The organism is Micromonospora sp. DT68 (assembly GCF_049847245.1).
Classification (GTDB): domain Bacteria; phylum Actinomycetota; class Actinomycetes; order Mycobacteriales; family Micromonosporaceae; genus Micromonospora; species Micromonospora profundi.
Map to the genome: position 1 here is coordinate 221917 of NZ_JBNCNZ010000004.1, position 25870 is coordinate 247786.

The 25870-nt window shown below is 72.1% G+C and carries 22 protein-coding genes; 12 read left to right on the plus strand and 10 right to left on the minus strand.

The window, feature by feature from the left end:
- The first annotated feature begins 20 nt into the window (after positions 1-20).
- Positions 21-650: a histidine phosphatase family protein gene (locus tag ACPXB1_RS09585; protein WP_425735079.1), complete on the plus strand. Its 630-nt coding sequence runs from the start codon at positions 21-23 to the stop codon at positions 648-650.
- On the opposite strand, the gene ACPXB1_RS09590 is transcribed toward ACPXB1_RS09585, so the two are convergent.
- The gene (locus ACPXB1_RS09590; RefSeq protein ID WP_355627815.1) at positions 638-1195 is read right to left on the minus strand and encodes a hypothetical protein; all 558 of its coding nucleotides are present in this window, start codon (positions 1193-1195) and stop codon (positions 638-640) included. The two genes, ACPXB1_RS09585 and ACPXB1_RS09590, sit on opposite strands and share 13 nt — an antisense overlap.
- A gap of 168 nt (positions 1196-1363) precedes the next feature.
- Here ACPXB1_RS09590 and ACPXB1_RS09595 point away from each other — a divergent pair, with 168 nt between their 5' ends.
- The 3 genes from ACPXB1_RS09595 to ACPXB1_RS09605 all read left to right on the plus strand — a co-directional run bounded on the left by ACPXB1_RS09595 (position 1364) and on the right by ACPXB1_RS09605 (position 6452).
- Positions 1364-3751 (plus strand): M4 family metallopeptidase, encoded by a 2388-nt coding sequence (locus tag ACPXB1_RS09595; RefSeq protein ID WP_355589890.1) that lies wholly within the window; start codon positions 1364-1366, stop codon positions 3749-3751.
- Positions 3752-3896: 145 nt separating this feature from the next.
- Entirely contained in the window at positions 3897-4664 is a 768-nt protein-coding gene (locus tag ACPXB1_RS09600; protein WP_355627813.1) for an enoyl-CoA hydratase/isomerase family protein, read from the plus strand.
- Between the two features lie 258 nt (positions 4665-4922).
- Positions 4923-6452, plus strand: coding sequence for a serine/threonine-protein kinase (locus ACPXB1_RS09605; RefSeq protein ID WP_425735080.1), 1530 nt, complete (start codon positions 4923-4925; stop codon positions 6450-6452).
- A 119-nt stretch (positions 6453-6571) separates the two neighbouring features.
- Here the strand turns inward: ACPXB1_RS09605 and ACPXB1_RS09610 are convergent, their stop codons facing one another.
- The 4 genes from ACPXB1_RS09610 to ACPXB1_RS09625 all read right to left on the minus strand — a co-directional run bounded on the left by ACPXB1_RS09610 (position 6572) and on the right by ACPXB1_RS09625 (position 10583).
- Entirely contained in the window at positions 6572-7015 is a 444-nt protein-coding gene (locus ACPXB1_RS09610) for an HNH endonuclease (protein ID WP_053654411.1), read from the minus strand.
- A gap of 221 nt (positions 7016-7236) precedes the next feature.
- The gene (locus ACPXB1_RS09615; RefSeq protein ID WP_355627807.1) at positions 7237-8451 is read right to left on the minus strand and encodes a hypothetical protein; all 1215 of its coding nucleotides are present in this window, start codon (positions 8449-8451) and stop codon (positions 7237-7239) included.
- A 66-nt stretch (positions 8452-8517) separates the two neighbouring features.
- Positions 8518-10071 (minus strand): FAD-dependent oxidoreductase, encoded by a 1554-nt coding sequence (locus ACPXB1_RS09620; RefSeq protein ID WP_355589878.1) that lies wholly within the window; start codon positions 10069-10071, stop codon positions 8518-8520.
- 29 nt (positions 10072-10100) lie between these two features.
- The gene (locus ACPXB1_RS09625) at positions 10101-10583 is read right to left on the minus strand and encodes an MSMEG_6728 family protein (protein WP_355589875.1); all 483 of its coding nucleotides are present in this window, start codon (positions 10581-10583) and stop codon (positions 10101-10103) included.
- Between the two features lie 95 nt (positions 10584-10678).
- Between ACPXB1_RS09625 and ACPXB1_RS09630 the strand changes: the two genes are divergently transcribed.
- From ACPXB1_RS09630 to ACPXB1_RS09655, 6 genes are all read left to right on the plus strand, one after another.
- Positions 10679-12619 (plus strand): potassium channel family protein, encoded by a 1941-nt coding sequence (locus ACPXB1_RS09630; RefSeq protein WP_355627804.1) that lies wholly within the window; start codon positions 10679-10681, stop codon positions 12617-12619.
- 99 nt (positions 12620-12718) lie between these two features.
- Positions 12719-13009: a DUF1778 domain-containing protein gene (locus ACPXB1_RS09635; RefSeq protein ID WP_355589869.1), complete on the plus strand. Its 291-nt coding sequence runs from the start codon at positions 12719-12721 to the stop codon at positions 13007-13009.
- Positions 13006-13527 (plus strand): GNAT family N-acetyltransferase, encoded by a 522-nt coding sequence (locus ACPXB1_RS09640; protein WP_355589866.1) that lies wholly within the window; start codon positions 13006-13008, stop codon positions 13525-13527. Before ACPXB1_RS09635 ends, ACPXB1_RS09640 begins: the two co-directional genes overlap by 4 nt.
- Before the next feature lie 43 nt (positions 13528-13570).
- Positions 13571-16429, plus strand: coding sequence for a BTAD domain-containing putative transcriptional regulator (locus tag ACPXB1_RS09645; protein WP_425735081.1), 2859 nt, complete (start codon positions 13571-13573; stop codon positions 16427-16429).
- Between the two features lie 30 nt (positions 16430-16459).
- Complete coding sequence (locus ACPXB1_RS09650; RefSeq protein WP_355627795.1) at positions 16460-17443, plus strand: ATP-binding cassette domain-containing protein; 984 nt, start codon at positions 16460-16462, stop codon at positions 17441-17443.
- Complete coding sequence (locus ACPXB1_RS09655; RefSeq protein ID WP_355589857.1) at positions 17440-18225, plus strand: ABC transporter permease; 786 nt, start codon at positions 17440-17442, stop codon at positions 18223-18225. The genes ACPXB1_RS09650 and ACPXB1_RS09655 overlap by 4 nt, the downstream gene beginning before the upstream one ends.
- A 9-nt stretch (positions 18226-18234) precedes the next feature.
- On the opposite strand, the gene ACPXB1_RS09660 is transcribed toward ACPXB1_RS09655, so the two are convergent.
- The gene (locus tag ACPXB1_RS09660; RefSeq protein WP_425735082.1) at positions 18235-19482 is read right to left on the minus strand and encodes an APC family permease; all 1248 of its coding nucleotides are present in this window, start codon (positions 19480-19482) and stop codon (positions 18235-18237) included.
- A gap of 11 nt (positions 19483-19493) precedes the next feature.
- Positions 19494-20231, minus strand: a complete 738-nt coding sequence (locus ACPXB1_RS09665; protein WP_355630443.1) for a phosphatase PAP2 family protein — start codon at positions 20229-20231, stop codon at positions 19494-19496.
- A gap of 118 nt (positions 20232-20349) precedes the next feature.
- On the opposite strand from ACPXB1_RS09665, the gene ACPXB1_RS09670 reads away from it, so the two are divergent.
- Positions 20350-21573, plus strand: coding sequence for a DUF4032 domain-containing protein (locus ACPXB1_RS09670; RefSeq protein WP_053654390.1), 1224 nt, complete (start codon positions 20350-20352; stop codon positions 21571-21573).
- Between the two features lie 41 nt (positions 21574-21614).
- Here ACPXB1_RS09670 and nagA read toward each other — a convergent pair whose 3' ends face one another.
- From nagA to ACPXB1_RS09685, 3 genes are all read right to left on the minus strand, one after another.
- Positions 21615-22724, minus strand: a complete 1110-nt coding sequence (gene nagA / locus ACPXB1_RS09675; RefSeq protein WP_355589851.1) for an N-acetylglucosamine-6-phosphate deacetylase — start codon at positions 22722-22724, stop codon at positions 21615-21617.
- Positions 22721-23677: an ROK family protein gene (locus ACPXB1_RS09680; protein WP_355589848.1), complete on the minus strand. Its 957-nt coding sequence runs from the start codon at positions 23675-23677 to the stop codon at positions 22721-22723. Before ACPXB1_RS09680 ends, nagA begins: the two co-directional genes overlap by 4 nt.
- Before the next feature lie 173 nt (positions 23678-23850).
- A complete protein-coding gene (locus ACPXB1_RS09685; protein WP_355589845.1) occupies positions 23851-24780 on the minus strand; it encodes an SIS domain-containing protein in 930 nt (309 codons plus the stop codon).
- 196 nt (positions 24781-24976) lie between these two features.
- On the opposite strand from ACPXB1_RS09685, the gene ACPXB1_RS09690 reads away from it, so the two are divergent.
- A complete protein-coding gene (locus tag ACPXB1_RS09690) occupies positions 24977-25762 on the plus strand; it encodes a DeoR/GlpR family DNA-binding transcription regulator (protein ID WP_053654382.1) in 786 nt (261 codons plus the stop codon).
- Positions 25763-25870: the final 108 nt, after the last annotated feature.

The following is a 25870-nucleotide window of genomic DNA, read 5'->3' on the forward strand; positions in this document are numbered from 1 at the left end:
CGCTGTGTTGAGGTGTGGGCATGCGGACGCGGCTGCTGTACTTGACCCGACACGGCGAGCAGGATCTGACCGGGCAGGGCGAGCCGGACACCGGCCTGTCGGAGCGCGGTCGGCGGCAGGCCGCGTTGCTCGGCGAGCGGCTGCGGGGCCGCCCGTTCGCCGCCGTCCACCACGGGCCGCTGCTCCGGGCCGCGCAGACCGCCGAGCTGGTCGCGCAGTCGCTGCCCGGGGTCCCGGTGTACGCCACGGAGCTGGCCGGTGACCACCTGCCGCACGACACGGATCCGGCTGGCCTGCCGCAGGCGTACGCCGAATTCCTTGCCCGGTTCTCGGCGGCCGAGAGGGCCGACGGGCCGAAGGTGACGGCGGCGGCGGTGCGGCGGTTCGCCGGCCCGGTCAGCGCGGAGGCCGCCGGTGACGAACCGATTCGCGAGCTGGTCGTGACGCACAACTTCCTGATCGCCTGGCTGGTGCGGCACGCCCTCGACGCGCCGGAGCACCGGTGGCTGGGTTTGAACCTGCACAACGCGGGTCTGACCGTGATCCGGTACGGCCCGGCGGGGCCGCCGAGTCTGATCGCTGTCAACGACGTTGCCCACCTGCCTCTGGAGTTGCGGGGCACCGGCCTGCCGGTGGACTACCTGGTCTGAGTGTCGGTGGCGCGCAGCAGCAGTTCGACGAGCGCGCGAGTTGCCGGCGGCGGTGCGGGGTCGGCGGGGCAGTCGACGTACCCAATCTCGATGGTGCCGACGGTCAGCCGGTAGCTGAAGGCGTCGGCGCAGCTGGTAGTGCTCGTGCCCTGGCGGGCCTCGGTGGTGAGCCGGGGGTCGGCGGCGAGCCCGCGTAGGCGGCCGAGGTCGGCGGGGGCGAGTTGGCCGGTGCGCCGGCTGCCGGCCCGGTCCACCGCAGTCCACCTGCCGTCCGGCTCGACTGTCACCTGGTCGCCGCGGCCGGCGAAGCCGCCGGAGCGGAACAGCAGCACGCGCGCGGTCGAGCTGTCGGTGGCGCCGGAGGCGGTCGGCGTGGGTGCCGAGGTGGCGGGGACAGCGGACGGCGGGGCGGCAGTGGCCGAGGTGCCGTCGGCGGTGGCCGACGGCTGGGCCTGGGGGGTGTCGGCCTGGTCGGTGCTGGTGCAGCCGACCAGGAAGGCGGCCAGGAGCGCGATCGTGGCACCGGCTGTCGAGGCGGGTCTCATGTCCGTCGGACGCGCGATGCCTGCCGTTGGTTCCCTTGTCAAGGCACTCATCCGTTCGGCCAATGTCGATGTCTGGGAACGGTTCAGCCCTTCTCTTTTCGTCAACACATGGCTATATCTACATGCGTGACTACCCCCGTCACACTCTTTCTCCTTCCAGGAGGGCACGTGAAACGATCCGTCGCCGCCGTCAGCGCAGCGCTGCTCACCAGCGGCCTGCTGACCTGTGTCGCCACCGCGGCACAAGCGGCCCCACCCACCGCCCCCGCGCCGGGCGCCTCCGCCGCGGCCCAGGCGGCGAGCGTCCTGCGAACGAACCCCGGCGCGGTCCAGGGTTCGAGCGCCGAGTCCTACCAGGTGCAGAGCACCAAGGTGGACGCCTCCGGCGCGGCGCACACCCGTTACACCCGGACCTACCAGGGCCTTCGGGTGTACGGCGGTGACTTCGTCATCCACACCGCGCCCAACGGCACCTACGCCGGCAGTTCGGTCGGACTCGCCGCACCGCTTACCGTCGCCACCACGGCCAAGGTCACCGCCGACGCGGCACAGAAGGCCGCCCGCGCCGAATTCACTGGCAAGGCGGAATCGGTGGGCGCACCCGAGCTGTTCGTCGACGCCAGCTCCGGCAAGGGTCGGCTCGCCTGGGAAACTGTGGTCAGCGGCTGGCAGCCCGACGGGCAGACCCCGTCCCGGCTGCACGTCATCACCGACGCCGTCACCGGCGCGGCAGTGGGGTCGTACGACGAGATCGAGTCGGTGGTCGGCAGCGGCCAGGGCATCTACAGCGGCTCGGTAAGCATCGACACGACGCTCTCCGGCAGCACGTACCAGATGATCGACCCGTCGCACGGCAACGGCCGTACCTGCGACATGAACAACGGCACGTCCACCTGTACCACGTTCACCGACGCCGACAACGCCTGGGGCACCGGCGCCGCCTCCAACCGGCAGTCTGCCGCCGTGGACGCGCACTTCGGTGCCGCCAAGACGTTCGACTACTTCAAGAACGTGCACGGCCGCAACGGGATCTTCGGCAACGGCCAGGGCGTGCCCAGCCGCGTGCACTACGGCAACAACTACGTCAACGCCTTCTGGGACGGCGCCCAGATGACCTACGGCGACGGCTCGGGCAACTCCCGGCCGCTGGTGTCGCTGGACGTGGCCGGGCACGAGATGAGCCACGGCGTCACCGAGGCGCTTGCCGGCCTGGTCTACTCCGGCGAGTCCGGTGGCCTCAACGAGGCCACGAGCGACATCTTCGGCAACATGGTGGAGTTCTACGCCGCCGCGCCGAGCGACCCGGGCGACTACCAGGTCGGTGAGAAGATCAACATCAATGGCAACGGTACGCCGCTGCGCTACATGTACAACCCGTCGCTGGACGGCTCGTCCGACAGCTGCTGGTCCACCAGCACCCGGAACAAGGACGTGCACTACTCCTCCGGCGTCGCCAACCACTTCTTCTTCAACCTCGCCGAGGGCACGGGCGCCACGTCGTACGGCACCTCTCCGGTCTGCGGCTCCGCTCCCGCGGTGACCGGCATCGGCCGGGTCAAGGCCGAGAAGATCTGGTACCGGGCGTTGGACGTCTACTTCACCTCCAACACGTCGTACGTCAACACCAGCAACCCGGCGAACACCTCCCGCGCCTACACCCTGCGCGCGGCCACCGATCTGTACGGCAGCTGCTCCACCGAGTACAAGGCCGTTCAGGCCGCCTGGACCGCTGTGAACGTGGCCGGCAGCGACTCGACCTGCTCGACCGGCAACGACTTCTCGGTGTCGCTCTCGCCGACCTCCGGCGCGGTCAACCCGGGCAGCTCGGTCTCCACCACTGTGGCGACCGCCACCACCAGCGGTACGGCGCAGACCGTGACGTTCTCCGCGTCCGGCCTGCCCAGCGGGGCGACCGCCGCGTTCAGCCCCGCCTCGGTGACCTCGGGCGGCTCGTCCACCCTCACCATCAGCACCTCGGCGAGCACCTCGCCCGGCACCTACTCGATCACCGTCAACGGTGCCGGCGCTGTCACCCGCAGCGCCACGTACTCGCTGACAGTGAACGGCACCGGTGGCGGCTGCACCGCGCCGGGTCAGAAGCTGGCCAACCCGGGCTTCGAGTCCGGTGCGACCGGCTGGACGGCCAGCTCCGGCGTCATCACCAACTCCAGCACCCGGCCGGCCCGCACCGGGTCGTACAAGGCGTGGCTGAACGGGTACGGCAGCACCCGCACCGAGACGCTGGCCCAGTCGGTGACTCTGCCGGCCGGCTGCTCGTCGTACGCCCTCAGCTTCTGGCTGTACGTCAACTCGGCCGAGACGACCACAAGCGTCGCGTACGACAAGCTCAACGTGCAGGTGCTCAACTCGAGCGGAACGGTGCTGGCCACGCTGGCGACCTACTCGAACCTGAACAAGGGCACCAGCTACAGCCAGAAGTCCTTCTCCCTGGCCGCGTACGCCGGTCAGACCGTCAGCCTGAAGTTCACCGGCACCGAGGACTCCTCGCTGCAGACGTCCTTCGTCATCGACGACACGGCGCTCAACGTCTCCTGACCTGAGCTGACACGCCAGGACCCGGCGGCCACCCCTCACGGGCGGTCGCCGGGTTCGCGCCGTTATGGTCGCCGCACCGCCGTGTGCCGGCGGGTCGGATCGGCGGCGTACGCCCCCGGACGGCTGACGCGGAAAGGGGGCGGACGTGTCGGACGCGGAGTTGACCGTCGACGTGACCGGGCCGGTGGCGACCGTGGTGATCCACAACCCGGCTCGGCGCAACGCGATGACGGCGGCCATGTGGCGGCAGTTGCCCGAGCTGCTCGATCGGCTGGAGCCCGACCCCGACGTACGCGCGTTGGTGCTGACCGGCGCGGGCGACGCCTTCTGCGCCGGCGCCGACCTCGGTGACCTGGCCGAACTGCTGGACGCGGGCGACGCCAGCATCGCGGTGACCGCCGAGGAACGCCTGGCCAGTTTCGCCAAGCCGACAGTGGCGGCCATCCGGGGTGCCTGCGTCGGAGGTGGCGCCCAGCTCGCGGTGGCCTGCGACCTGCGGATAGCGGCGGACGACGCCCGGTTCGGCGTACCGCCGGCCCGGCTCGGCCTGGTCTATCCGGCACCCACCACCCGCCGGCTGGCCCGGCTGGTAGGCCCGTCCGCCGCCAAGCACCTCCTGTTCACCGCCGAGCTGATCGACGCCGAACGCGCCCTGCGGATCGGCCTTGTCGACGAGGTGCTGCCCGCCGACCGGCTCACCGCGCGGGTGGACGAACTCACGGCCACGATCGCGCAGCGTTCGCCGCTGAGCGTCGCAGCGGCCAAGGAGATCGTCGACGACCGTGCCGGGCCGGCGCGGATCGCCTGGTGGCACCGGAAGGTGGTGACAACTGGCGAGGCCCGGGAGGGCGTGGCGGCGGTCGCCGAACGCCGGACGCCCCGCTTCGCCTGGCGAGCGCCAACCGGCGGCTGATCGGCAGCCGCTGCGGCCCGGCAGCCGGGTGGCCCGCCTACCTGTCAGTGCCCCCTTTGCTCTGCTTCAACTGACGCAACACTTACGGCTCGTATCTGTTGCGTGGGTTGAAGCAGAGCAAAGGGTGTGACGGGGCACCTGCCGGGCCGCGTGAGCCCAGCCGGACCTGACCGCCCCACGGTCGTTGTCGATTTCATGTATGGCAAAACCTCGATCCCGGGTGGTGTCGGCCCGGGGCCGTACGGCAGGCTGTCCGTCGTGCAGCGTGATCGGGTGCTTGCGGGCCGCTACCGGCTCCTGGAGCGTCTCGGCAGTGGCGGCATGTCAGCGGTGCACCGGGCGTACGACGAGGTGCTCGAACGCGACGTGGCCGTGAAGGTGCTGGTCGTCTCGGGTGCACACGGCAGGCGGCGGATCCGGGCGGAGGCCAAGGCGGCGGCCCGGCTGTCGCATCCGCACGTCACAAACGTCTACGACTACGGGGAGTCGCCGCTCGACGGTGTCCTGGTCCCGTTCGTGGTGCTTGAACTGCTCGACGGCCACACCCTCGAACAACGGCTGGACGCCGGGCCGCTGCCGCCCCGCGCCGGATTGCGGGTCTGCGCCGAGGTGGCGTCGGCGCTCGCGGCAGCGCACGCCCAAGGGCTGGTGCACCGCGACATCAAGCCGGGCAACGTCATGCTCACCCCCGCCGGGGCGAAGATGCTCGACTTCGGCATCGCGGCCGCGATCGGCGACCCGGAGATCGACTTCGAAGGGCGGCTGCTCGGTACGCCGGCCTACCTCGCCCCGGAACGGCTGGCCGCCGGCGAGGTGCTGCCGGCCTCCGACGTGTACGCCCTCGGATTGCTCCTGCACCGGGTGCTCACCGGCCGGCTGCCCTGGGCCGCCGAAGCGCAGGTCGGGATGCTGCGCGCGTCCGAGCATGTCGAGCCGGACCCGCTGCCCGATATCGATGGCGTGCCGGCCGAGGTCCAAAGGTTGTACCGCTGGTGCCTGGCCCACGACCCGACCGACCGGCCGCCGGCCACCGAGGCGGCCCGCATCCTGCTGGTCGCCTCCGGAGCGGTGGATCCCGTCAGCGGCGTGGTCGGGACGGCTGTCAGCGCCGCCCAGCCGGCGTCGACCACTGCTGCCCAGGGCGGCGATTCCGCCGAGCCGGAGCGAGCTGCGGCAGCCGAGTCGGGCGGGCGGGTTGAGCCGGGCGGGCGGCAGGGGGCGTGGCGTCGGCGGCGGGCGATTCTGGCTGTCGGTGGCGCGCTGATGGCCGCCGTGGCGATGGCAGGGCCCCTTGGCGACTCGAACAATCGTCGACAGGGGCAGGACGCGCCGCCGACAGGCGTCGGCCCGGGCACCACGTCGGTGGGGTTTCCCCGTACCGCCGAATCGGCCGCTGCGACGGACCCTCGACCGTCTGCGGCTCCGTCGGCCAGAGACACCTCGCCCGTCCCCCGGCCCGGCCCTCCGAGCAGACCGGGACGGACGTCCACCCCGAGCCCGACCGCCACCATCCCCGGGCCCGCACCGACCGGGGCCGCCTCGCCGCCCAGCTCGTCCTCCGGCGTACCGGTGGAGGCGCGTGGCGGAACGGTAACCGTTCGCTGCGTGGGAAAGCTGGTCGAGGTGCTCGCGGTGACGCCAGCGCCCGGCTACCGGGCGGAGACGTACGACCCGGGACCGGCCAAGCAGGTCCGGCTCGGCTTGGGGTCTGCCGGGAACCGCAGCGAAATACGGGCGCACTGCCCCAGCGGCCGTCCAAAGTCGACTGTCAAGGAACGCGCCTCCTAGCCGAGAGCGCATCCCTCACCAGCGGCTGCAGCGACGGCACGCACCCTGGACCAGGGGCCGGCGGGTGCCGCGCCGGGACGCACCCCGATGCGGCCCCCCGTTCCCGCCGGCCCGGTCGGTCACCGCGCGGCCAGCGCCGACCAGCCCGGGTTCACCGGCTCCCGGCGCAGCGGCATGGCCGCCTCCGCCGGCGTCCGGTCGCCCTTGCGCTGGTTGCAGGCGTAGCAGGCGGCGGTCGTGTTGCGCCAGGTGTTCCGGCCACCGCGCGAGCGGGGCAGGATGTGGTCGATTGTCGACGCCGGGCCGCCGCAGTACGCGCAGCAGCGGTTGTCGCGGCGCAGCACCCCGGCGCGGGACCAGGCCGGCCCGGCGCCGAACCGCCACCGGGTGACCACGTAGCGGACCAGCCGCACCACCCGGGGCATCGGGAAGACACCGATCACCTGGTCCGGCTCGGCCTCGTGGATCTCGGCCACCCGGCGGCAGAGCATCCGGACGGCGTGTTGAACGGTGACCCGGTGCAGCGGGCCGAGGTCGGCGTTGATGACGAGGACGGCGTCCACCGGGATCTCCTTTCAGAGGCGGACTGATCCGGACAGCGAAGAGCCGCCCGGTCCGGCTGTCGGACGGGGCGGCTCAGCGCGTTCGGGTACGCGTCAGTCGGGCCGGCCCGCCCGGGGACCTTCCGCTCGGCAACCGCAGCCGGGCAGCACCGACGACGACACGGTGGTGACGTGCCACATCGTCATTGCCTGCTCCCGCGGTGGTGGTTGACCTTGCGCGATCACGGTAGGTCGGCGGGGGAGAGAGGGGCAACGTATTTCGATCGGCTCTCGGGCGACTCGGGGCGTCGCTGACGACGGGTCCGGGGAGCGGTTCCCACCGAGCGGCGGGCGATGGCCAGCGGCCGGTCCAGTCGGAGTGCCATCCGCGCGGTGAGTTCGCTGTCCAGCAAAGGCCGGTTGACCTCGGCGGCGACCGCCAGGGCCGGGCCGGACACGGAACGCCAGATGGCGGCCAGGCCGGCGCCGAGGCCGAGCAGTGCGACGGCGGCCCGCGTGGTGGGCGAACCGACCGCCGCGGCGGCGCTCACCCCGACCACGGCGAACAGCACCACAAGCAGGGGCACCAGCACCGGCCAGAAGATGCCCCGGGCGGCCTGCGCCACGAGCCGCCGGTCGCGGATGATCAGGTTGCGGGCGACCACCGCGTAGTCCTCCTCGTCGAGCAGGTCGCGGGGGTGCAGGCCACCGGTGAGTACGCCGCGCCACAGGTCACCCTGGTTGCGCAGCTCGCGACTCAGCTCGGCGGCGTCGGGCTCGGTCGGGTCACCCCGCCCGGCCCGCTCCACCACTACCGCCCAGGCTGCCAGCGAACGGCGTACCACGGCAGCCGAGTACGGCGGCAGGACGCTTGCCAGCTCGTCCAGCCAGCGACTGAGCTGGATCTGGCGGCCGCTGAAGCGGCGCAGCAACTGGGTGGCGTCGCCGGGCCGGACAGTGTCGGCCAGCGACCGGCCGAGCCGGTAGGCCAACCCGATCCGGAGGTTGGTGGCCATCGCCCACCGCAGCACCTCCACGTTGAGGTCGTCCAAGGCGAGCAGCAGCGATTCGAGGTCGAGGGGTCCGGGCTGGTCCAGGTCGGGCAGCCGGTCCAGCTCGGGGAGTCGGGCGCGGGCGGCGGACGTGTCGGGCAGTTGCCCGGTGTGCCGGGTGAGCGCGGCGATCTGGGCCAGCGCGACGTCGACCCCGTCCAGGTACATCCGCATCCGGCGCGGTGTCGACATCTCGGTCAGGTTGGAGAGCTTGGCCGGCGGGTGGGTGGCGACGGCGGGTGAGGACTCGGCGTGCTGGCCGTGGTGGTACGCGTCGGCCATCCACCAGCCCAGCCGCAGGGCGGTGACGACGCAGGCACGCTCGTCGCGCAGTAGGGGGTACGCGTCGTCCCGGCCGGACTCCTCGGCCAGCGGGAGGCTGCCGGCGCGGTGCAGTGGTGACATCTCCGCTGCCCTCCCGCCCGGTCGATCGACGGATGATCATTCGAGCGTACGGCAGCGGGCTGTCGGTTATGTAGGTTTCTGTCGGTTTGGGGTCTGCCGCCCGGCGAGCAGCCCTCGGGGGCGGATCGACCGCACCGGCTCGGCAGCAGCGCCCTCGGCGCGCAGGATGTGGTTCGCCGCGATGATCCCGGTTGCCGCAGAGCGTTCCATGAGGGCGCTCGGGAAGTCCGTGGCGATCCCGTCGCCGGCCAGGTAGACGCCTGTCGCCTCGGTGCGTACCCCCGGACGCCAGGCGTGGCTGCCCGGCGTGAACGCCGGCGCCTGTGCCTCCACCCGGGCGCGCAACTCGCGGACCCGCAGGTCGGCGGCCTCCGGCCAGAGCGTCACCAGCTCGCGGCGCATCCGCTCGGCCAGCTCGTCGGCAGGCACGTCGGACTCGCAGGCGTACGCGTGCAGCTCGACGACCGAACCGCCGGTCTGCCGCGCCCAGCGACGTGACTCGTTCTCCAGCCGGTGGTAGAGCGTCACCGAGTCCAGTGTTGGTTGACGGGACACACCGCTGAACACCGCCCGCTCGGCGGACACGTCCCCGTCGCACCAGTACCGGGCCACCGCGTACGGCGGGCCGGGCGTGCCGAACGCGGGCATCCGCTCCGCCAACTCCGGTGCCTGCTCGACCAGGTCGGGAGAGGCCGCCACCAGCGCGGCGAGAGCCGGCGGATCCACCGCTAGCACCACGTGGCCGGCCGAATGACTGCCGCCGTCGGTGGTCGTCACCCGCCAGCCGTCGGCGTCACGGTGCACACCAGTCGCACCGGAGCCGACGCGCACCTGGCCGCCGTGCTTCTCCACGTGCCGGGTCAGCGGCTCCCAGATCGCCGTCGCGTAATCCTCGTCGGGGCAGTCGAACGCCAGCCCTTCCGGGTTGCCGAGCAGATAGAAGTGGAACTGGGCGACCATTTCGGCTGCCGACATCTCCGCCTCGTGGTTGAAGAACGAGTGCGAGAAGACCTCGAACAGCATTGCCCGCGCCCGGTCCGGCAGCCGCAGTGACGCCAGCAACTCGTCGGCGGTGCGGTCGTCCAGCTCGGCGTAGGTGCGTACCGGGTCGTAGCTGAGCAGCGGCAGCGCGGCGTCGCGGTCCATCGACCGCAGGTCGGAGAGGCGCAGGCTGGGACTGCGCAGCAGCAACGCCAGCAGGTTGGCCGGCGGTGCCGGCGGCAGCTTGCCGAACTCCTCCGTCGGCCACTGTTCACTGAGGATCGGATAACCCGGAATGGGCTTGAGAAACCCCAGGTCGGCGTCGACGCGGCGGAGGATGGACCGCCAGTTGTAGTACTGCCGGAAGAACGCGTGGAACCCGTGCTCGTTCTGCTGGCTGCCGTCGGCGAGCGCCTCCGGCCACGCGCCGAGCCGGCCACCCAGTGTCGGCGCGGCCTCCAGCACCGTCACCGCCACACCCCGCTCGGCCAGCACGACCGCCGCCGACATGCCGGCGATCCCGCCGCCCACCACCACCGCCGACACCGGTCGCGGTACGCGGTCCGCGCCATCGCCGCCCGGGTCCACCACGTGCTGACGTACGCCGATGAGCCGACCCACCACTCGCGACAGCGCCACGGGCACCTCCCTCTCCCCGCCAGTCTCTCCTAAGGCAGGCAGCGGCGCTCTCTGTCGGAGGCCGGCCAGACGTACTCCAGGTCCGTCGGCACGTCCGGGCCGAAGATCGAGCCGTAGTGCTCCGGGTCCTTGCGCAGCAGCGACGAGCGGTGGCTGAGGTGCAGGTCGTCGCGACCCAGCCAGGGCGGCAGCTCGCCGGCCCGGGTCAGTTCGTCCTGGGTACGGATCACCCCGGGGCCGCAGGCGGCGGCGAGGTCCACGGCCAGCGTGGCGGCACACGTGTCGGCCCGACCCGGCTCGGTCCAGACCGCGCACATGTCCAGCCCGTAGCGGGTGAGCGCCTCCTCGTACCCGGCCCACATCTTCACGGCGGGGTGGTTGCGCCAGCCGTACCCGGGGCGGGTCAGCCCGCGCAGCACCTGGATGGCCTCCACCCGCTGCTTGCCCAGCCGCCTCTGGTCCAGCGCGCGGGCGCTGGCCAGAAAGTCCGGATACGGGAGGAAGGTCTGCATGGCAGTGCTCTACCCGCCGCGTGGGGCCGGCATGCCTGGCCGGGGATGATCCGGACGGGGTCGCCCAGTGTGGTGGTGCTGACTACGATCCGGACATGGCTGAGCCGTGGCGGGACCGGGCGCGACGGGCGGTCGAGTGGAACTGGCGACTACGGGCCGCCGGGGATCCCCGCCCGCACTACGTGATCTGCGGCCGGGACGCACTCGCCTACTACGTCGCCCACGCGATCCTCGAAACCGAACTGCCGGTCGGCGGAGCCCGGGTGACAGTCGTGGTGCCGGAGCGCTACCCCCGCAACGCCCCGGACGTGGCAGCGTTGCGCGGGGTCCGGGTGGTCCGCTCCGACCGGCTGGACGTGGCCACCTTCGAAGCCGCCGGGCTGGCCGGTGCGACCGGGCTGGCCCTGCTGCACCAGGACGACGTGGGCAACCTGCACGCCGCGCTGTGCGCACAGGCCGTCGACCAGCGGGTCCGCCAGGTGCTGCGCATGTTCAACGGCACCCTCGCCGACGGCGTACGCAAACTGCTCAAGGCGCCCGTCGAGGTTCTCTCCGACGCCGAGATGGCAGCGCCGGCCTTCGTGGCCGCCGCGCTCGGCGAGGTCGACCCCAGTTCCTTCCAGCACCGGGACAAGACGCTGCGGGTGGCCCGGCGGGCCGACGTCCGCCCGCAGGACGTGGTGTGCGCGCTGGCCCACGTCAGCGAGGAGCAGGGCGTCAAGCTGCTGCCGGCCGAGCAGGCCGGCGCGGACCTGGTGCTGGCCGAGGCCACCGGTCAGCCGCCGGGCACCGAGGTCGCCGCCCGGCGGCTGGTCCGCGCCCGACGGCGGCGTCGTCCGGTGGCGGTGCTGATGCGCGCGGTACGCGGCTTCGCCACCCGCAAGATCGGCATCGCGGTGATGCTGGTGCTCGCGCTCATCGCGGTGCTGGGGGCACTGATCTCCCGCGCCGAGAACGTCTCCCCGCTGGAGGCGCTGTACCTGACGCTTGTCACAACGCTCAGCGGCGCCGACCCGGACACCGCCAAGCCACCGGACGCGCAGATCATGCAGGTGGTGCTCAACCTGGCCGGGCTGGCGCTGATCCCGCTGATCACCGCAGTGGTGGTCGACGGCATCGTCAACGCCCGGCTGGCCCTGCACACCGGCCGGCAGCAGCCGGCCCGGGCGGGGCACGTGGTGGTGATCGGCCTGGGCAACGTCGGCACCCGGGTGATGGCACGCCTGCGCGAGTACGACGTCGAGGTGGTCGCCATCGACAAGGACCCGGAGCCGCGCGGCGGTGCCCTGGCCCGGCAACTGGAGGTGCCGTTGATCGTCGGTGACGCCGCCCTGCCGGAGACGCTCATCGCCGCGTCGGTGGCCGACTGCCAGGCCTTGGTGGTGGCGTCCACCGACGATGTGGCGAACCTGGAGGCGGCACTGACCGCCCGGGACCTCCGCGACGACCTGCGGGTGGTGCTGCGCCTGCTCGACGGCGACTTCGCCGCACGTGTCGAGGAGACCCTTGCCCTAGGCGTGTCCCGATCGGTCTCCTATCTGGCCGCGCCGGCCTTCATCGGTGCTCTCACCGAACGCGCTGTCATCACCACGATCCCTGTCGACCGGCACGCGCTGCCGGTAGCCGAGGTGCCTGTCGCCGCCGGCTCCGAGTTGGACGGCCGTCCCCTGAGCTCGGTCAGCCGGGACGGGCAGGTCCGCCTTATCGCCCGGACTCCGACCGGTGGGGGCAGGACGATCTGGTGGAAGGACCTCGACCCCCGTCAGGTGATCTTCGCGGGTGACCGGCTCACAGTTGTCGCCCGCCGACGCGGCCTGGACTGGCTGACCGGTCAGTGCGCCCCGCCCGCGCCGGTCTCCCGGCCGGCCGACTCGGTCCACGGCGGAGTGCACAGCCTGGCGGCGGCGGCCCCCGTGGTGCCGGGCCAGGCAGGTGCGGGGGTCGACACGACGCACCCCGTTCGTCCGGCGGGAGATCTGCCCTCGACGACCAACGGCGGTCTACCTGACGAACCCGAGGTGACCCCGTCGACATGACGGGACCGGCAAGGTGAACTGACGGCGTCCGGTGAGCCCGGGCCGACGTTGTCCAGCTACCCGAGTTGCGGTGGCGTACGCTGTGCGTACACTCGGGCTGTGAGTGCCAAGGCAGAGCGACTGCACCTGCGGGTCGACGAGCAGCAGAAGGCGTTGCTGGAGGCGGCGAGTCAGGCGTCCGGGGACAGCGTGTCGACGTTCGTGTTGAAGGCGGCGACCGAAGCCGCGGCGGATGTGCTCGCCGACCGGCGGGTGTTCGTGCTGGACGAGGACGCCTGGCGGGTCTTCGACGAGGCGTTGCACGAGCCGGCGCAGGACGTCGCCGGGCTGCGGGAGCTGTTGACCGGTCCAACGGTGCTCGATCCGCCGGCAGATGGTGCGTCGCGGTGAGATCCCGCTTCTCGGCGGTCGAGCCGCTGTCGGCCGAGTCCGCAGTGACCGGGTTCGACTGCGGCTCCCGCGCACAGTCGGTGTGGCTGGTCGAGCATGCCCTACAAAGCCACCGAGCGGGCTTGTCCCGGGTGTACGTGGTGCGTGACAACGAGCACCCGGATCAGCGAGTGGTCGGCTACTACGCGCTGGCTGCCGGGAGTGTCGCTCCCGCCGATGCCTCACCTCGCCTACAGCAGGGGGCCGGCCGCTACCACCAACCGGTGGTGATCCTGACTCGGCTCGGAGTCGACCGCAGCGCCCAGGGCGTCGGTCTTGGTCGAGCGCTGGTGGTCGATGCCCTGCGGCGTATCGCCTCCGCCGCCGAGGTCATCGGCGTACGCGCCGTGCTCATTCACTGTGAGACAGAAGCTGCCCGCGACTTCTACCAAGGGCTGGCCAAGTTCGAGGCCAGCCCAACCGACCCCATGCACCTGCTGCTGCTGATGAAGGATCTCCGCCGGGCGCTGAGCGGCTGACCGATCCGCAGGAACCGGTCGACACTGAGCGACAATCCATGGCATGCGTTTCCGCGTCCTCGGGCCGACCAGGGTGCTGCTTGCCGACGGGCGAGAGCTTCCCGTGGGCGGCCCTCGGTTGCGCACGCTCCTGGCGCTCCTCCTGCTCAATGCGGGCCGCATCGTTCCCGCCGAGCGGCTGATCGACGGCCTGTACGGCGAGCACCCACCCCGTGGACCGGCCAACGCGCTCCAATCCCAGGTGTCGCGGCTGCGTCAGGCCCTGCCCGCAGAGGACGCCCTGGTTGAGTTTCACCAGGCCGGCTACCGCCTGGCGGTGGATCCCGAGGACGTCGACGCGCACCGGTTCGAACGTCTCGCCGAGTCGGGGCGCCGCGCGCTCGCCGCTGGTGACTGGTCCCACGCGGCGGCTGTGTTGCGCGAGGCGTCGGAGTTGTGGCACGGCCCTGCTCTGGCCGATGTGCTGAACGCACCAGCGCAGGCGGCACGGCTGGACGAGCTGCGGCTGGCCGCCGTCGAGGACCGGATCGAGGCGGAGCTGGCGTTGGGCGGGCACAGCGCGCTGGTTGCGGAGCTGCGGGAGCTCGTCGTCGCGCATCCGCTGCGGGAACGGGCGCGAGGTCAGCTCATGCGCGTCCTGTCCGGGCTGGGCAGGCCGGCCGAGGCGCTCGCCGAGTTCGAGGACGCGCGGCGCACGCTCGCCGAGCAGCTCGGCGTCGATCCTTCGGTGGAGCTTGCCGCGATCCATCTGGCGGTGCTGCGCGGTGAGGAACGCCCGGCGACCGAGCAGGCGCTCCCGAGCCAGCTCACCACGTTCGTCGGACGTGAAGAAGAACTGAAGCGCGTTGGTGACCTGCTCGGCGAGCGGAGACTTGTCACCCTCACCGGCCCCGGGGGAGCGGGCAAGACGCGGTTGGCGATCGAGGCGGCGGGCCGGGCCGGCGGGGAGATCCGTTTCGTCGAGCTGGCCGGGCTGACCGACGGGTCGGACGTACCGCAGGCGGTGTTGAGTGCGCTCGGCCTGCGCGACGCGGGTCTGCGCGCCCCGGCCGAGCACGGCCGACATCCGACCGACCGGCTGGTCGAGGCGTTGGCGGAGCGGCGGCTGCTGCTCGTGCTCGACAACTGTGAGCACGTCGTCGCCGACGTGGCCCGGCTTGCCGCACGGATGCTGAGCGCCAGCCCGTCGCTGCGCGTCCTGGCCACCAGCCGCGAACCGCTCGGGCTGGCCGGCGAGGCGTTGTGCCCGCTGTCCGGGCTCACAGTGCCGCCGCCCGACGTCCCGGCGCTGGCCGTCGACGACTACGCGGCGGTGCGGCTGTTCGCCCAGCGGGCCGCCGACGTCGTACCCGGCTTTGCCGTCACCTCGGCAAACGCAGAGGCGGTGCTGTGCATCTGCCGCACCCTCGACGGCCTGCCGTTGGCCATCGAGCTGGCCGCTGCGCGGCTGCGGGCGCTGCCCGTCGCGGAGGTGGCTGCCCGCCTCGACGACCGGTTCCGGCTGCTCTCGGTGGGCAGCCGGGCCGCCCCGCCGCGGCACCGGACGCTGCGCGCGGTCGTCGAGTGGAGCTGGGACCTGCTCGACGACGACGAACGGAGGCTGGCCCGCCGGCTGGCTGTCTTCGCTGGCGGTACCACGCTGGAGGCGGCCGGGCGGGTCTCCGGCCTGCCCACCGCCGAGCTTGTCGACGCGCTTACCGGTCTTGCCGACAAGTCCTTCGTGGAGCTGACCGGCGGCCGATACCGAATGCTCGAAACCGTGCGCGCGTTCTGCGCCGAACGCCTCGCCGAGGCCGGTGAGGCCGAGCAGTTGCGGCGCGCGCACACCGCGTACTTCCTGGAGTTCGCCTGGACAGCCGGTGACCACCTGCGCGGGCCGGATCAGGTGCGCTGGCTGCGACGGCTCGACGCCGAACGGGACAACCTGCACACGGCGCTGCGTCGTGCCACAGCTGCCGGTGACACGGCCGAGGCGGCCGGGCTTGTCGCGGCCCTGTCGTTCTACTGGTGGCTGCGCGGCATGCGTGGGGAGGGCGCCCGGCTGGCCTCCGCCGTCCTCGACCTGCTCGGCACCGAGGCACCGCCAGGGCTGAGCGAGGAGTACGCCCTCTGCGTCTACAACGCCTCGCTCGGAGGGTTCGGCCAGTTGTCGTCCCTCGGCTCGGAGCAACCGCTGCTCTACGGCCTCGACAGGCTGCCCCGACAGCCCTTCCTGCTGTATCTGTCGGGGATCTCGAACGGACCGCCGGCCGGCGGTGTCGAGGACGTCGACGACCTCATGCGGCACCTGCGGCGGCTGGCCGGCCCGGATGTCTGGATCAACGCGCTCGGCACGATGGGGCTCGGCTCTGCGCAGATGTCGACGGGTCAGTGGGAGCGGGCCAGGACCTCGCTCGGCGTCGCGCTCGACGGTTTCCGGGGTGCCGGAGACCGGTGGGGGTCCATGATCACACTCGGCGCGCTTGGCGAGGTCGCCGCCTGGCAGGACGACCCGGACACGGCGAGCGATCTGCTGGACGAGGCAATGGGCCTGGCCGAGCAACTCGGGTCGGTCGTCGACCGGGCCGACATGATGCGTACGCGTGGCGAGATCCGGCTGCGCGCCGGTGACCTCGTGGCGGCGCACAACGACTTCGCTGACGCGCTGCACCTCGCCCAGCGCAGCGGCGCGCCGGAGTTCGTGTCCGCCTCCCGGCTCGGCCTCGCCCGGGTGGCACAGCTGCGCGGCGACCTCGCCGAGGCCAGGCGGCTCTGCGAGGCGGCGCTGGTCGGCGGACTCACCGGCTGGTACGTCGGCGAGGCCACCCGTACGGAGATCATGCTGGTGCTCGCGCAGATCGCCGAGGCGGAGCAGACGAGCGTGACAGTGCCTGACCAGCCGCCGTCAGCGGACGGTGCGTGACCGGTCAGCGCTGCCATGCACCGTCGTGGCATGACGACATTCGAAGTGGTCGCCGAGGGGCTGGGCAAGCGGTACGGCCCGACCCTCGCGCTCGACACGTTCGACCTGGCAGTGCCGGCCGGTACGGTCCACGGGCTGCTCGGTCCGAACGGCGCGGGAAAGACGACTGCGGTACGGATCCTTGCCACGCTGCTGCGGTTCGACACCGGCCGGGCAACGGTGGCCGGCTTCGACGTGCTGCGTCAGCCCGACGAGGTGCGTGCCCGGATCGGGCTGACCGGGCAGTACGCGGCGGTCGACGAGATCCTCACCGGCCGGCAGAACCTGGAGTTGTTCGGTCGACTGTTCCGGCTCGGCCCGAAGGCAGCCCGTCGACGCGCCACCGAACTGCTGGAACGGTTCGGGCTCGACGAGGCTGCGGGGCGGTCCGCCGGTGAGTATTCGGGCGGGATGCGCCGTCGGCTGGATCTCGCCGCCAGCCTGATCCGTACGCCGCGTGTGCTGTTCCTCGACGAACCGACGACAGGCCTGGACCCGCGCAGCCGCAACCAGGTGTGGGACCTGGTCCGCGCCCTGGTGGCGGAGGGAACCACTGTGCTGCTGACCACGCAGTACCTGGAGGAGGCCGATCAGCTCGCCAACCGGATCTCGGTGATCGACGCCGGGCGGGTGGTCGCCGAGGGCTCGCCGGACGAGCTGAAGTCGATGACCGGCGGTGACCGGATCGAGGTGGTGGTGCGGGACGCGGCGCAGTTGGCCGGGGCCGAGCAGATCGTCGCCCGGGTGTGCGGCGTGCAGCCCGAGCGGGATGCGGAGATCCGGCGAGTGAGCGCGCCGGTCGCCGACCGGGTCGCCGGTCTGATCGACGTGGTGCGGGCGTTTGACGACGCCGGCATCGCTGTCGAGGACATCGGTCTGCGTCGCGCGACGCTCGACGAGGCGTTCCTGCACCTGACCGGGCACCTGTCGGACGGGGTGCGCGGGTCGGCCGCACGAGAGGCGGCTGTGGCATGACGACGGCGGTGACCGACGGCTGGACGATGACCAGGCGGAACATGACCCACGTGATCCGCGCGCCGGAGGAGCTGATCCTCTACTTCTCGTTGCCGATCATGTTCGTGCTGGTGTTCGGGTACGTCTTCGGCAGCGGCATGCAGGTGCCAGGTGGCGGCAACTACCGGGAGTTCCTGCTCCCGGGGGTCTTCGTGATGACGATGCTGTACGGCCTCGGCGCCACCGCGACGGGCGTGGCGCTGGACCTCAGCCGGGGCGTCGTCGACCGCTTCCGGTCGATGCCGATGGCGCGTTCCGCCCTGCTGGCGGGCCGTAGCGCCGCCGATCTCATCCGTGCCCTGCTGGAGATGTCCACACTGCTGGTCTGCGGCCTGCTCGTCGGCTGGCAGTGGCGTGACGGCGTGGGCCGGGCGCTGCTCGCTGTCGGGCTGCTCCTGCTGCTGCGCGTCGCGATCACCTGGGCCGGCATCTACCTCGCGCTGCTGGTTCGCAACCCGGACACGGTAGGCGTCATCGTCTTCCCTGCGGCGTTTCCGTTGACCGCCCTGTCCAACGTCTTCGTCGCGCCCGAGTTGATGCCGCGGTGGCTCGGTGCGATAGCGGAGTGGAACCCCCTGTCGGCGACCGTGGCGGCGATCCGCCACCTGTTCGGCAATCCGGGTCTGGGTGGCGATTCCTGGCCGGCGGAGAACGCCATACTGCTGGCGGTGCTGTGGCCGGTGGTCCTGATCGCGGTGTTCGCGCCGCTGGCGGTGCGCCGCTACCGGCGGCTGAGCCGCTGACAGTGGGCGCTACTCCGGTCGGCGGCGGGCACCAAGCGCCAGGTACCCGACGACACCGGCGGCGAGCACCCCGAAGCCCGCCACGACGCTGCCCAACGGCAGGTTGACAGCGAGCAGCAGGCAGCCGACAAGCCCCAGACCGGCGAGGACGCGGACCGGCAGTCGCCGGTCCGCGTCCCGGCCCAGGGTCAGCGCCGCCGCATTGGTGATCGCGTAGTAGACCAGCACCGTGCAACTGGAGAAGCCGATCGCGTCGCGTACGTCGCCGAGAAGCACCACCACGATCACCACGGCGGCCACGGCCAGCTCGGCGCGGTGCGGCACCTGGTGCACCCGGTGCACGGCGGCCAGCGCCCCGGGCAGGTCGCGGCGGCGGGCCATCGCGAGCGTGGTCCGGCCGACCCCGGCGACCAGGGACAGCAGCACGCCCACGACCGCGATGGTCGCACCGGCGCGGACCACCCAGGCAAGGCCCGGCAGCCCGGCGGCGGTCACCACGTCGACAAGGGGCGCTGCGGAACCGGCAAGGCGGTCGGCGCCGAGCACGCCGAGCGTGACCACTGCCAGCACCAGGTAGATCGCGAGCACCGCGCCGAGCGCCAGCGGCACCGCGCGGGGAATGGTCCGCCGCGGGTCGCGGACCTCCTCGCCAAGTGTGGCGATCCGTGCGTACCCGGCGAACGCGAAGAACAGCAGCCCGGCGGCGGTGAGCAGACCTCGCGCGGAGCCGCCGGAGTCGGTCAGTCGGTCCAGGTGCACCGGCCCGCCCGCCACGCCGACGACAGCCACCAGGGCCAGCACCGCGAGCACCACAGCCACCAGCACCTTCGTGGCGGTGGCCGTCTTGCCGATCCCCCGCAGGTTCACGGCGGTCACCGCGAGCACCGCGCCGACTGCGACAAGCCGGGCCTGCCCCGGCCACAGGTACGCCCCGATCGTCAACGCCATCGCCGCGCAGCTCGCCGTCTTGCCGACCACGAACCCCCAACCGGCAACGAAGCCCGCGAGCGGGCCGAGGCGTTCCCGGCCGTAGACGTAGGTGCCGCCGGACTCCGGGTAGCGGGCCGCCAACCGCGCCGAGCTCGTCGCGTTGCAGTAGGCGATGAAGCCTGCAAGCAGCAGCGCGGGCAGCAGCCCGGCGCCGCCGGCCGCCGCCGCGGCCGGGCCGAAGACCACGAAGACGCCCGCGCCGAGCATCGAGCCCAACCCGATGACAACCGCATCGGGTACGCCGAGCCGCCGCGCCAGTTGATCCACGAGCCGAGACCCTAGGGGTACGAGGTGAACGGCCGGTCCCATTCGCGTAGCCGGCCGGGAAGCGGCAGATCGTCCCAGGGCACCCGGTGCAGCAGCCGGTCCAGCAGCAGCCCGAGCAGCAGCCCGGCCACCGAGTCGGTGAGCCAGTGCCAGCCCAGGTAGGTGGTGGTGGTGAGGACGACAAGCGGCGGCACCACCCGGATCACTGTGACCAACCGGGCCGGGAGCTGCCGGCCGAAGCTGCGCGCGAGCGGGGCGAGCAGCAGAGCGATGACGCCGTACCAGACGATGGCGTTGGCGACGTGGCCCGACGGGTAGGACTGGGCGAACCGGACCGGCAGGTCGTCGTGGAACAGCGGCAGCGTCTGCTCGGGAGGCAGGAACGGCTCCTTGACGCTTGCGCTCGGCGCGGCGCGGGCGGTCCACACCTTGAGTGGACCGATCGTCAGGTTGGTCAGCACGAACCCGACGACAGGCGGCAGCAGGGGGCGTACCGAGCGGAGCCGGACGGCCAGCAACACGCCCAGCCCAGCGGCGATCAGGGTCAGCGGGGTGCCCTGGCCGAGCAGGTTGAACACCCGCGCCACCCAGTACGCGACAGTCGGCCGGTGCCCGTCGGCCCAGTCGGCGACCGCACGGTCCAGCCCGAACAGTTGGTCGGCGGCGAGCGCGACGGTCAGCCCGACCAGTCCGGCAAGCAGCAGGGCGTCGAACCACCAGCCGGCCGGCCGGACGGGACGCAACCGCAGCTCACGTCGTACCCCCGAGGTTTTGAGCACGCGACCACGCTACCGGCCCGGCGTGCGGTGAGGTGTTCAGCGCTGTGGGCCGAGCCACGATGTGCGGCGGATGCGAGGGCGAACCGTCATGCTTGTGCCCGTGCGGATCACCTCTGCCCTCGTCGACCCGGCGCTGCTCGACCTGCCCTGGTCGACACCGCTGGAAGAGTGGCCTGCCCAGCACCTGGTGGCCCTGCCGCAGGGCATCTCGCGGCACATCGTCCGGTTCGTCCGGCTCGGCGATTACGTGTACGCCTTCAAGGAGACCCGCGAGCGGATCGCCGAGCGGGAGTACGACCTGCTGCGGGCGCTGGAGCGGATCGACTTCCCGTCGGTGGAGGCGGTGGCGGTGGTCGCCGACCGGCAGACCGACGACGGGGAGCCCCTCGAATCGGTGCTGATCACCAGGCACCTTCAGTTCTCCCTGCCGTACCGGGCGCTCTTCTCGCACACCCTGCGTCCGGAGACGATGAGCCGGCTGTTGGACGCCCTCGCCGCCCTGATCGTGCGGATGCACCTGACCGGTTTCTTCTGGGGCGACTGCTCGCTGTCGAACACGCTGTTCCGCCGGGACGCTGGCGCGTTCGCCGCCTACCTGGTGGACGCGGAGACGGGCGCCCTGCACAACTCGCTCTCCAACGGACAGCGCGGCGAGGACCTGGAGATCGCCAGGGTGAACATCTTCGGTGAGGCGCTCGACCTCCAGGCCGCCGGCCTGCTGCACGAGTCCATCGACCCGGAGGTGGTCTGCGAGGAGGTCGTGCAGCGCTACGAACGGCTCTGGCACGAGATCACCTACGAGCAGGCGATCGAGCGGGAGGCCCGGCACGACATCGAGGGTCGCATCCGCCGCCTCAACGAGCTGGGCTTCGACGTGGCCGAGGTGGCCATGTCGACGATCGAGGGCGGGCGCTACCTGGTCCGCCCGAAGGTCGTCGACGCCGGCTACCACACCCGGCGGCTGCTGCGCCTCACCGGCCTGGACGCCGAGGAGAACCAGGCCCGCAAGCTGCTCAACGACCTGGACGCCTACCGGGCGGAGAGCGACCTGATCGACGAGCAGCAGGCGGCGCACCGCTGGCTCACCGAGGTCTTCGAGCCGGTGGTCCGGGCCGTGCCCGCGCACCTACGCCGCAAGTTGGAGCCGCAGGAGCTGTTCGCGCAGATCATCGAGCACAAGTGGCTGCTCTCCGAGCAGGCCGGCCGGGACGTCGGGATGCGTCACGCCGTCCAGTCGTACCTGGCCGACGTGCTTGTGCACCGCCCCGACGAGCAGGCAGTCCTCGGCGTCGAGGTCCCCACCGCAGGCTGATCCCGCCCGCTGTTCGCGGCAGGCAGCACCCGCGTCGGCGATCACTCCACCCAGGAGCCGCCGCGCAGCACGCGCACCACGTTCAGGTCATCGTCGAGCACCACCAGGTCGGCGCGGAGGCCGACCTGAAGGGCGCCCACCCGGTCGCCGAGACCGATGGCGCGGGCCGGAGTGGTGGCCACCATCCGGGCGGCGTCGGCCATCGGGATGCCGGCGTCCACCGCGTGCCGCAGCGCCGCGTCCATTGTCAACGTGCTGCCGGCGATCGCGCCGTCACGGGCGAGCCGGGCCACCCCGTCGGTCACGGTGACGGCCTGGCCGCCCAGCTCGTACTCGCCGTCGGCCATTCCGGCTGCGGCCATCGCGTCGGTGATCAGCGCTGCCCGGTCGGGGCCGGCGGTCGTCGTGGCGAACGTCAACATTCCGTCGTGCAGGTGCACCCCGTCGGCGACCAGCTCGCAGATCACCGTTGGCGCTTCGAGCAGCGCCACCACCGGGCCGGGCTCACGGTGGTGCACCGGCCGCATCCCGTTGAACAGGTGGGTGCCGACGCTCGCGCCTGCGGCGATCGCGGCGCGGGTCTGCTCGTACGTGGCGTCGGTGTGGCCCACGGCGGCCACCACCCGCGCGGCGGTGAGCAGCTTGATCGCCTCCAGCGCGCCGTCGCGCTCCGGGGCGAGGGTGACCATCCGGACCGTGCCGTGACCCAGCTCGATCAGCTCGGCCAGCTCGTCGGTGGAGGGGTCGCGCAGGTGCTCCGGGTTCTGCGCGCCGCAGCGGGCGTCCGAGAGGTACGGGCCCTCGAAGTGGACACCTGCCAGCACGCCCTCCTCGACAAGGGGTGCGAACGCCTCGGTGGCCGCCCGCATCACCGGAAACGGCGAGCTGACCAGGCTGGCCAGCAGGGTGGTGGTGCCACGTCTCAGGTGGAACCCGGCCGCCGCACGGGCCTGGTCGGCGTCGCCCGTGGTGAAGGTGTGCCCGCCACCGCCGTGCGTGTGCATGTCGACGAAACCCGGCAGGATCCAGTGCCCGTCCCGGACCGACGGGTACTCGGCCACGGCGGTGATCCGCTCACCGTCCCACTCGACGCAGCCCTGCCGGATCACACCGGTCGGGGTCACCACCCGGCCGTTCACCCGTACCGTCATCGTTCCTCCTGAGGGTCACCGACGCCCGCGGCGTCCAGGGCTAACAGGGCGGCACCGAGGCAGCCAGCCTCGTCGCCGAGAGCCGCCACCACCAGTCGCGGCTCCCGGTGAAAGGTCAAACGCTCGCGCAACGCCACCCGCAGCGGGTCGAGGAGCAGATCCCCGGCCTGGGCCAGGCCACCGCCGAGCACTATCGTCGCCACGTCGAACAGCGCCTGACCGGTGGCCAGGCCGTCGGCGAGCGCCTCGACCGCCTCCCGCCAGACCTGCCCGGCGAGCGGCTCGCCGGCCGTAGCCCGCTCGACCACCCCGGCCGCCGTCACCTCGGGCGTTCCACCGGCCAACTCCGCATACCGGCGGCCGATCGCGGAGGCCGAGGCCAACGCCTCCAGACAGCCCGGCCGGCCGCAGCCGCAGCGCGGGCCGTCGGGGCGTACCAGGATGTGGCCGATCTCGCCGGCGGCACCGTGCGCGCCGGCGGCGGCCACACCGTCGACGACGTGGGCGGCGGCGATGCCGGTGCCGATCGCCACGAACAGCACGTGGCCGGTGCCGCGCCCGGCGCCGAGCCGCGCCTCGGCGAGACCACCGACGCGCACGTCGTGGCCGAGCGCAGTGGGCAGGCCGAGCCGCATCGCCACAAGATCCCGCAGCGGTACGTCCCGGAAGCCCACATTCGCCGACCACACAGCGACCCCACGCGCCTCGTCGACGACCCCCGGCACGGCGACGCCCGCCGCGACAGGGGTGAGCCCGTCGGCGCGCGCCTTGGCGGCCAGCCCGTCGGCGACGTCGAGGATTGTGGCGACCACTGCGGACGGGCCGCGCCCGGCGTCGGTGGGGTGCCGCTCGGCGCGGACCACGACGCCATCCGGCCGGACCAGCGCGCACTTCATGCCGGTACCGCCGACGTCCAACGCAACGACCACCCGGTCGGCGACGCCGTCGGTCACGGTGTCAGCCCGGTTCGCGACTGCGGGGCTCGCAAACCCGGCTCACTCCTCGCGCTCACGGCGCTATCTTGGTTCGCGACTGCGGGGCTCGCAAACCCGGCTCACTCCTCGCGCTCACGGTGCCACCTCGGTTCGCGACTGCGGGGCTCGCAAACCCGGCTCACTCCTCGCGCTCACGCCAACACCACGGACCGGGTGAGGTGCCGGGGCGCGTCCGGGTCGAGGCCGCGGCTTGTCGCCAGCGCGACGGCGAAGCGCTGGGCCAGGATCAGGTCGGCCATCGGATCGACAGGCGTACGACCAGCCGACCAACTGCCGAGCACGGTGCGCCAGCCGTGCGTACGGCTGTGCACGAAGGCCGCGCCGGTGGCCGCAACGTCCTCGGGCAGCCCGTCGGGCAGCTCGCCGAAGGCCCAGACCAGGCGGCCGGGGCCGGCGATCGAGATGGGCCCGTGGCGGTAGTCCATTGCCGGGTACGCCTCAGCCCAGAAGGTGGCCGCCTCGCGGCACTTCAGGGCGGCCTCCTGGGCCAGCCCGACCGTCCACCCCCGACCGAGGAAGGTGACCTGCTCGATGCTTGTCGGGTCGATCGGCAGCGGGGAGCGCACCGCCACTTCGGCGTCGGCGGCGAGCGCGGTCACCGGGTCGCCGAGGTGGGCGCGCAGCAGGGCCAGAGCGGTGGTCGCGAAGCGGGTCTGCACTACCGACCGCTCGTCGGCGAAGGGCATCGTCACCGCGGCGGTGGCCAGGTCGACAGCCGGGGACGCCGGGTCGCCGACGATGACTGTGGTGGGGGTGCCCCCGCGCAACGCGGCGAGCAGCTCCAGCACCTCCGTGGTGGTGCCGGAGCGGGTGATGGCGATCAGCCGGTCGTAGCGGCGGCCGGCGGGGAACTCGGACGCCTGGAACGCGTCGGTCTCGCCCTGGCCGCTCTGCTCGCGGCGGGCGGCGTACGCCATCGCCATGAACCACGACGTGCCGCAACCGACGACGGCGACCCGCTCGCCGGGGCGCGGAAGGTCGCCGTGTACGACGCCGGACAGCCGGGCCGCTTCCCGCCAGCAGTCGGGTTGGCTCGCGATCTCCGCGTCCACGTACGTCATGGGAAACTCCCTCGCAGCCGAGCTGTGCGCAATACGGCTCGTTACATCCGTATTTCGCGCGTCATTCTGCGCGAACCGGGGTGGCTGTGGCAACCGGCCGGCCGTTCGCGCAGGTCTGTCTTTTGCGCCCACCCAGTTTCGCGCACTAGTGTGCACGCAATCAATCACCGTTCGTGCAGTCAGTGGAGGGCCCTCGGTGGACCGGTACGCCAGATGGAACGCCCTGCTCGAGATGCTCACCGACAACGGCCGGGTAAGCGTCGAGGCGGCAGCCGAGCGGCTGGACGTCTCCCAGGCCACCATCCGGCGTGACTTCGACCAGCTCGCCCAGCAGCAGATGATCACCCGCACGCGGGGTGGCGCGGTCGCCAACGGGGTCTCGTACGACCTGCCGTTGCGCTACAAGACGGCGAAGCACTCGGCGGAGAAGCAGCGGATAGGCGCCGCTGCCGCCGCACTCGTCACGCCCGGCACCGTGGTCGGCCTGAACGGTGGCACCACGAGCACCGAGGTGGCCCGGGCGCTCGCCGTACGGCCGGACCTGAACACCAGCGCGGAGGGCGCCCAGCTCACAGTGGTGACCAACGCGCTGAACATCGCCAACGAGCTGCTCGTGCGGTCCCGGATGAAGGTGGTGGTGGCCGGCGGGGTGGTGCGCCCGAAGTCGTTCGAACTGGTCGGCCCGCTGGGTGGGGCGCTGCTGCGCGAGGTCACGCTTGACGTCGCGTTGCTCGGCGTCGACGCGATCGACCCGCAGCTCGGCGCGGCTGCCCACCATGAGGGGGAGGCCGCCATGAACAACCTGATGGTGGCCCGCGCCAAGCGAGTGGTGATCATCGCGGACTCGTCAAAGCTGGGTGGTCACGCCTTCGCCCGGATCTGCCCGGTCGAGCGGGTCGAGACCCTGGTCACCGACTCCGGTGCCGCACCCGAGGTGGTGGACGCCTTCCGGGCGGCGGGAGTGCAGGTCGTCTGCGCCTGAGCAGTCACGCTCCGTCAATGGAATACATCGATCGGCGCGTCGATGCATACCGGGTATTGCGCGCGCCTGCATACCGCGTATGGTGTCGGCTGTCACGCCCACCATCGG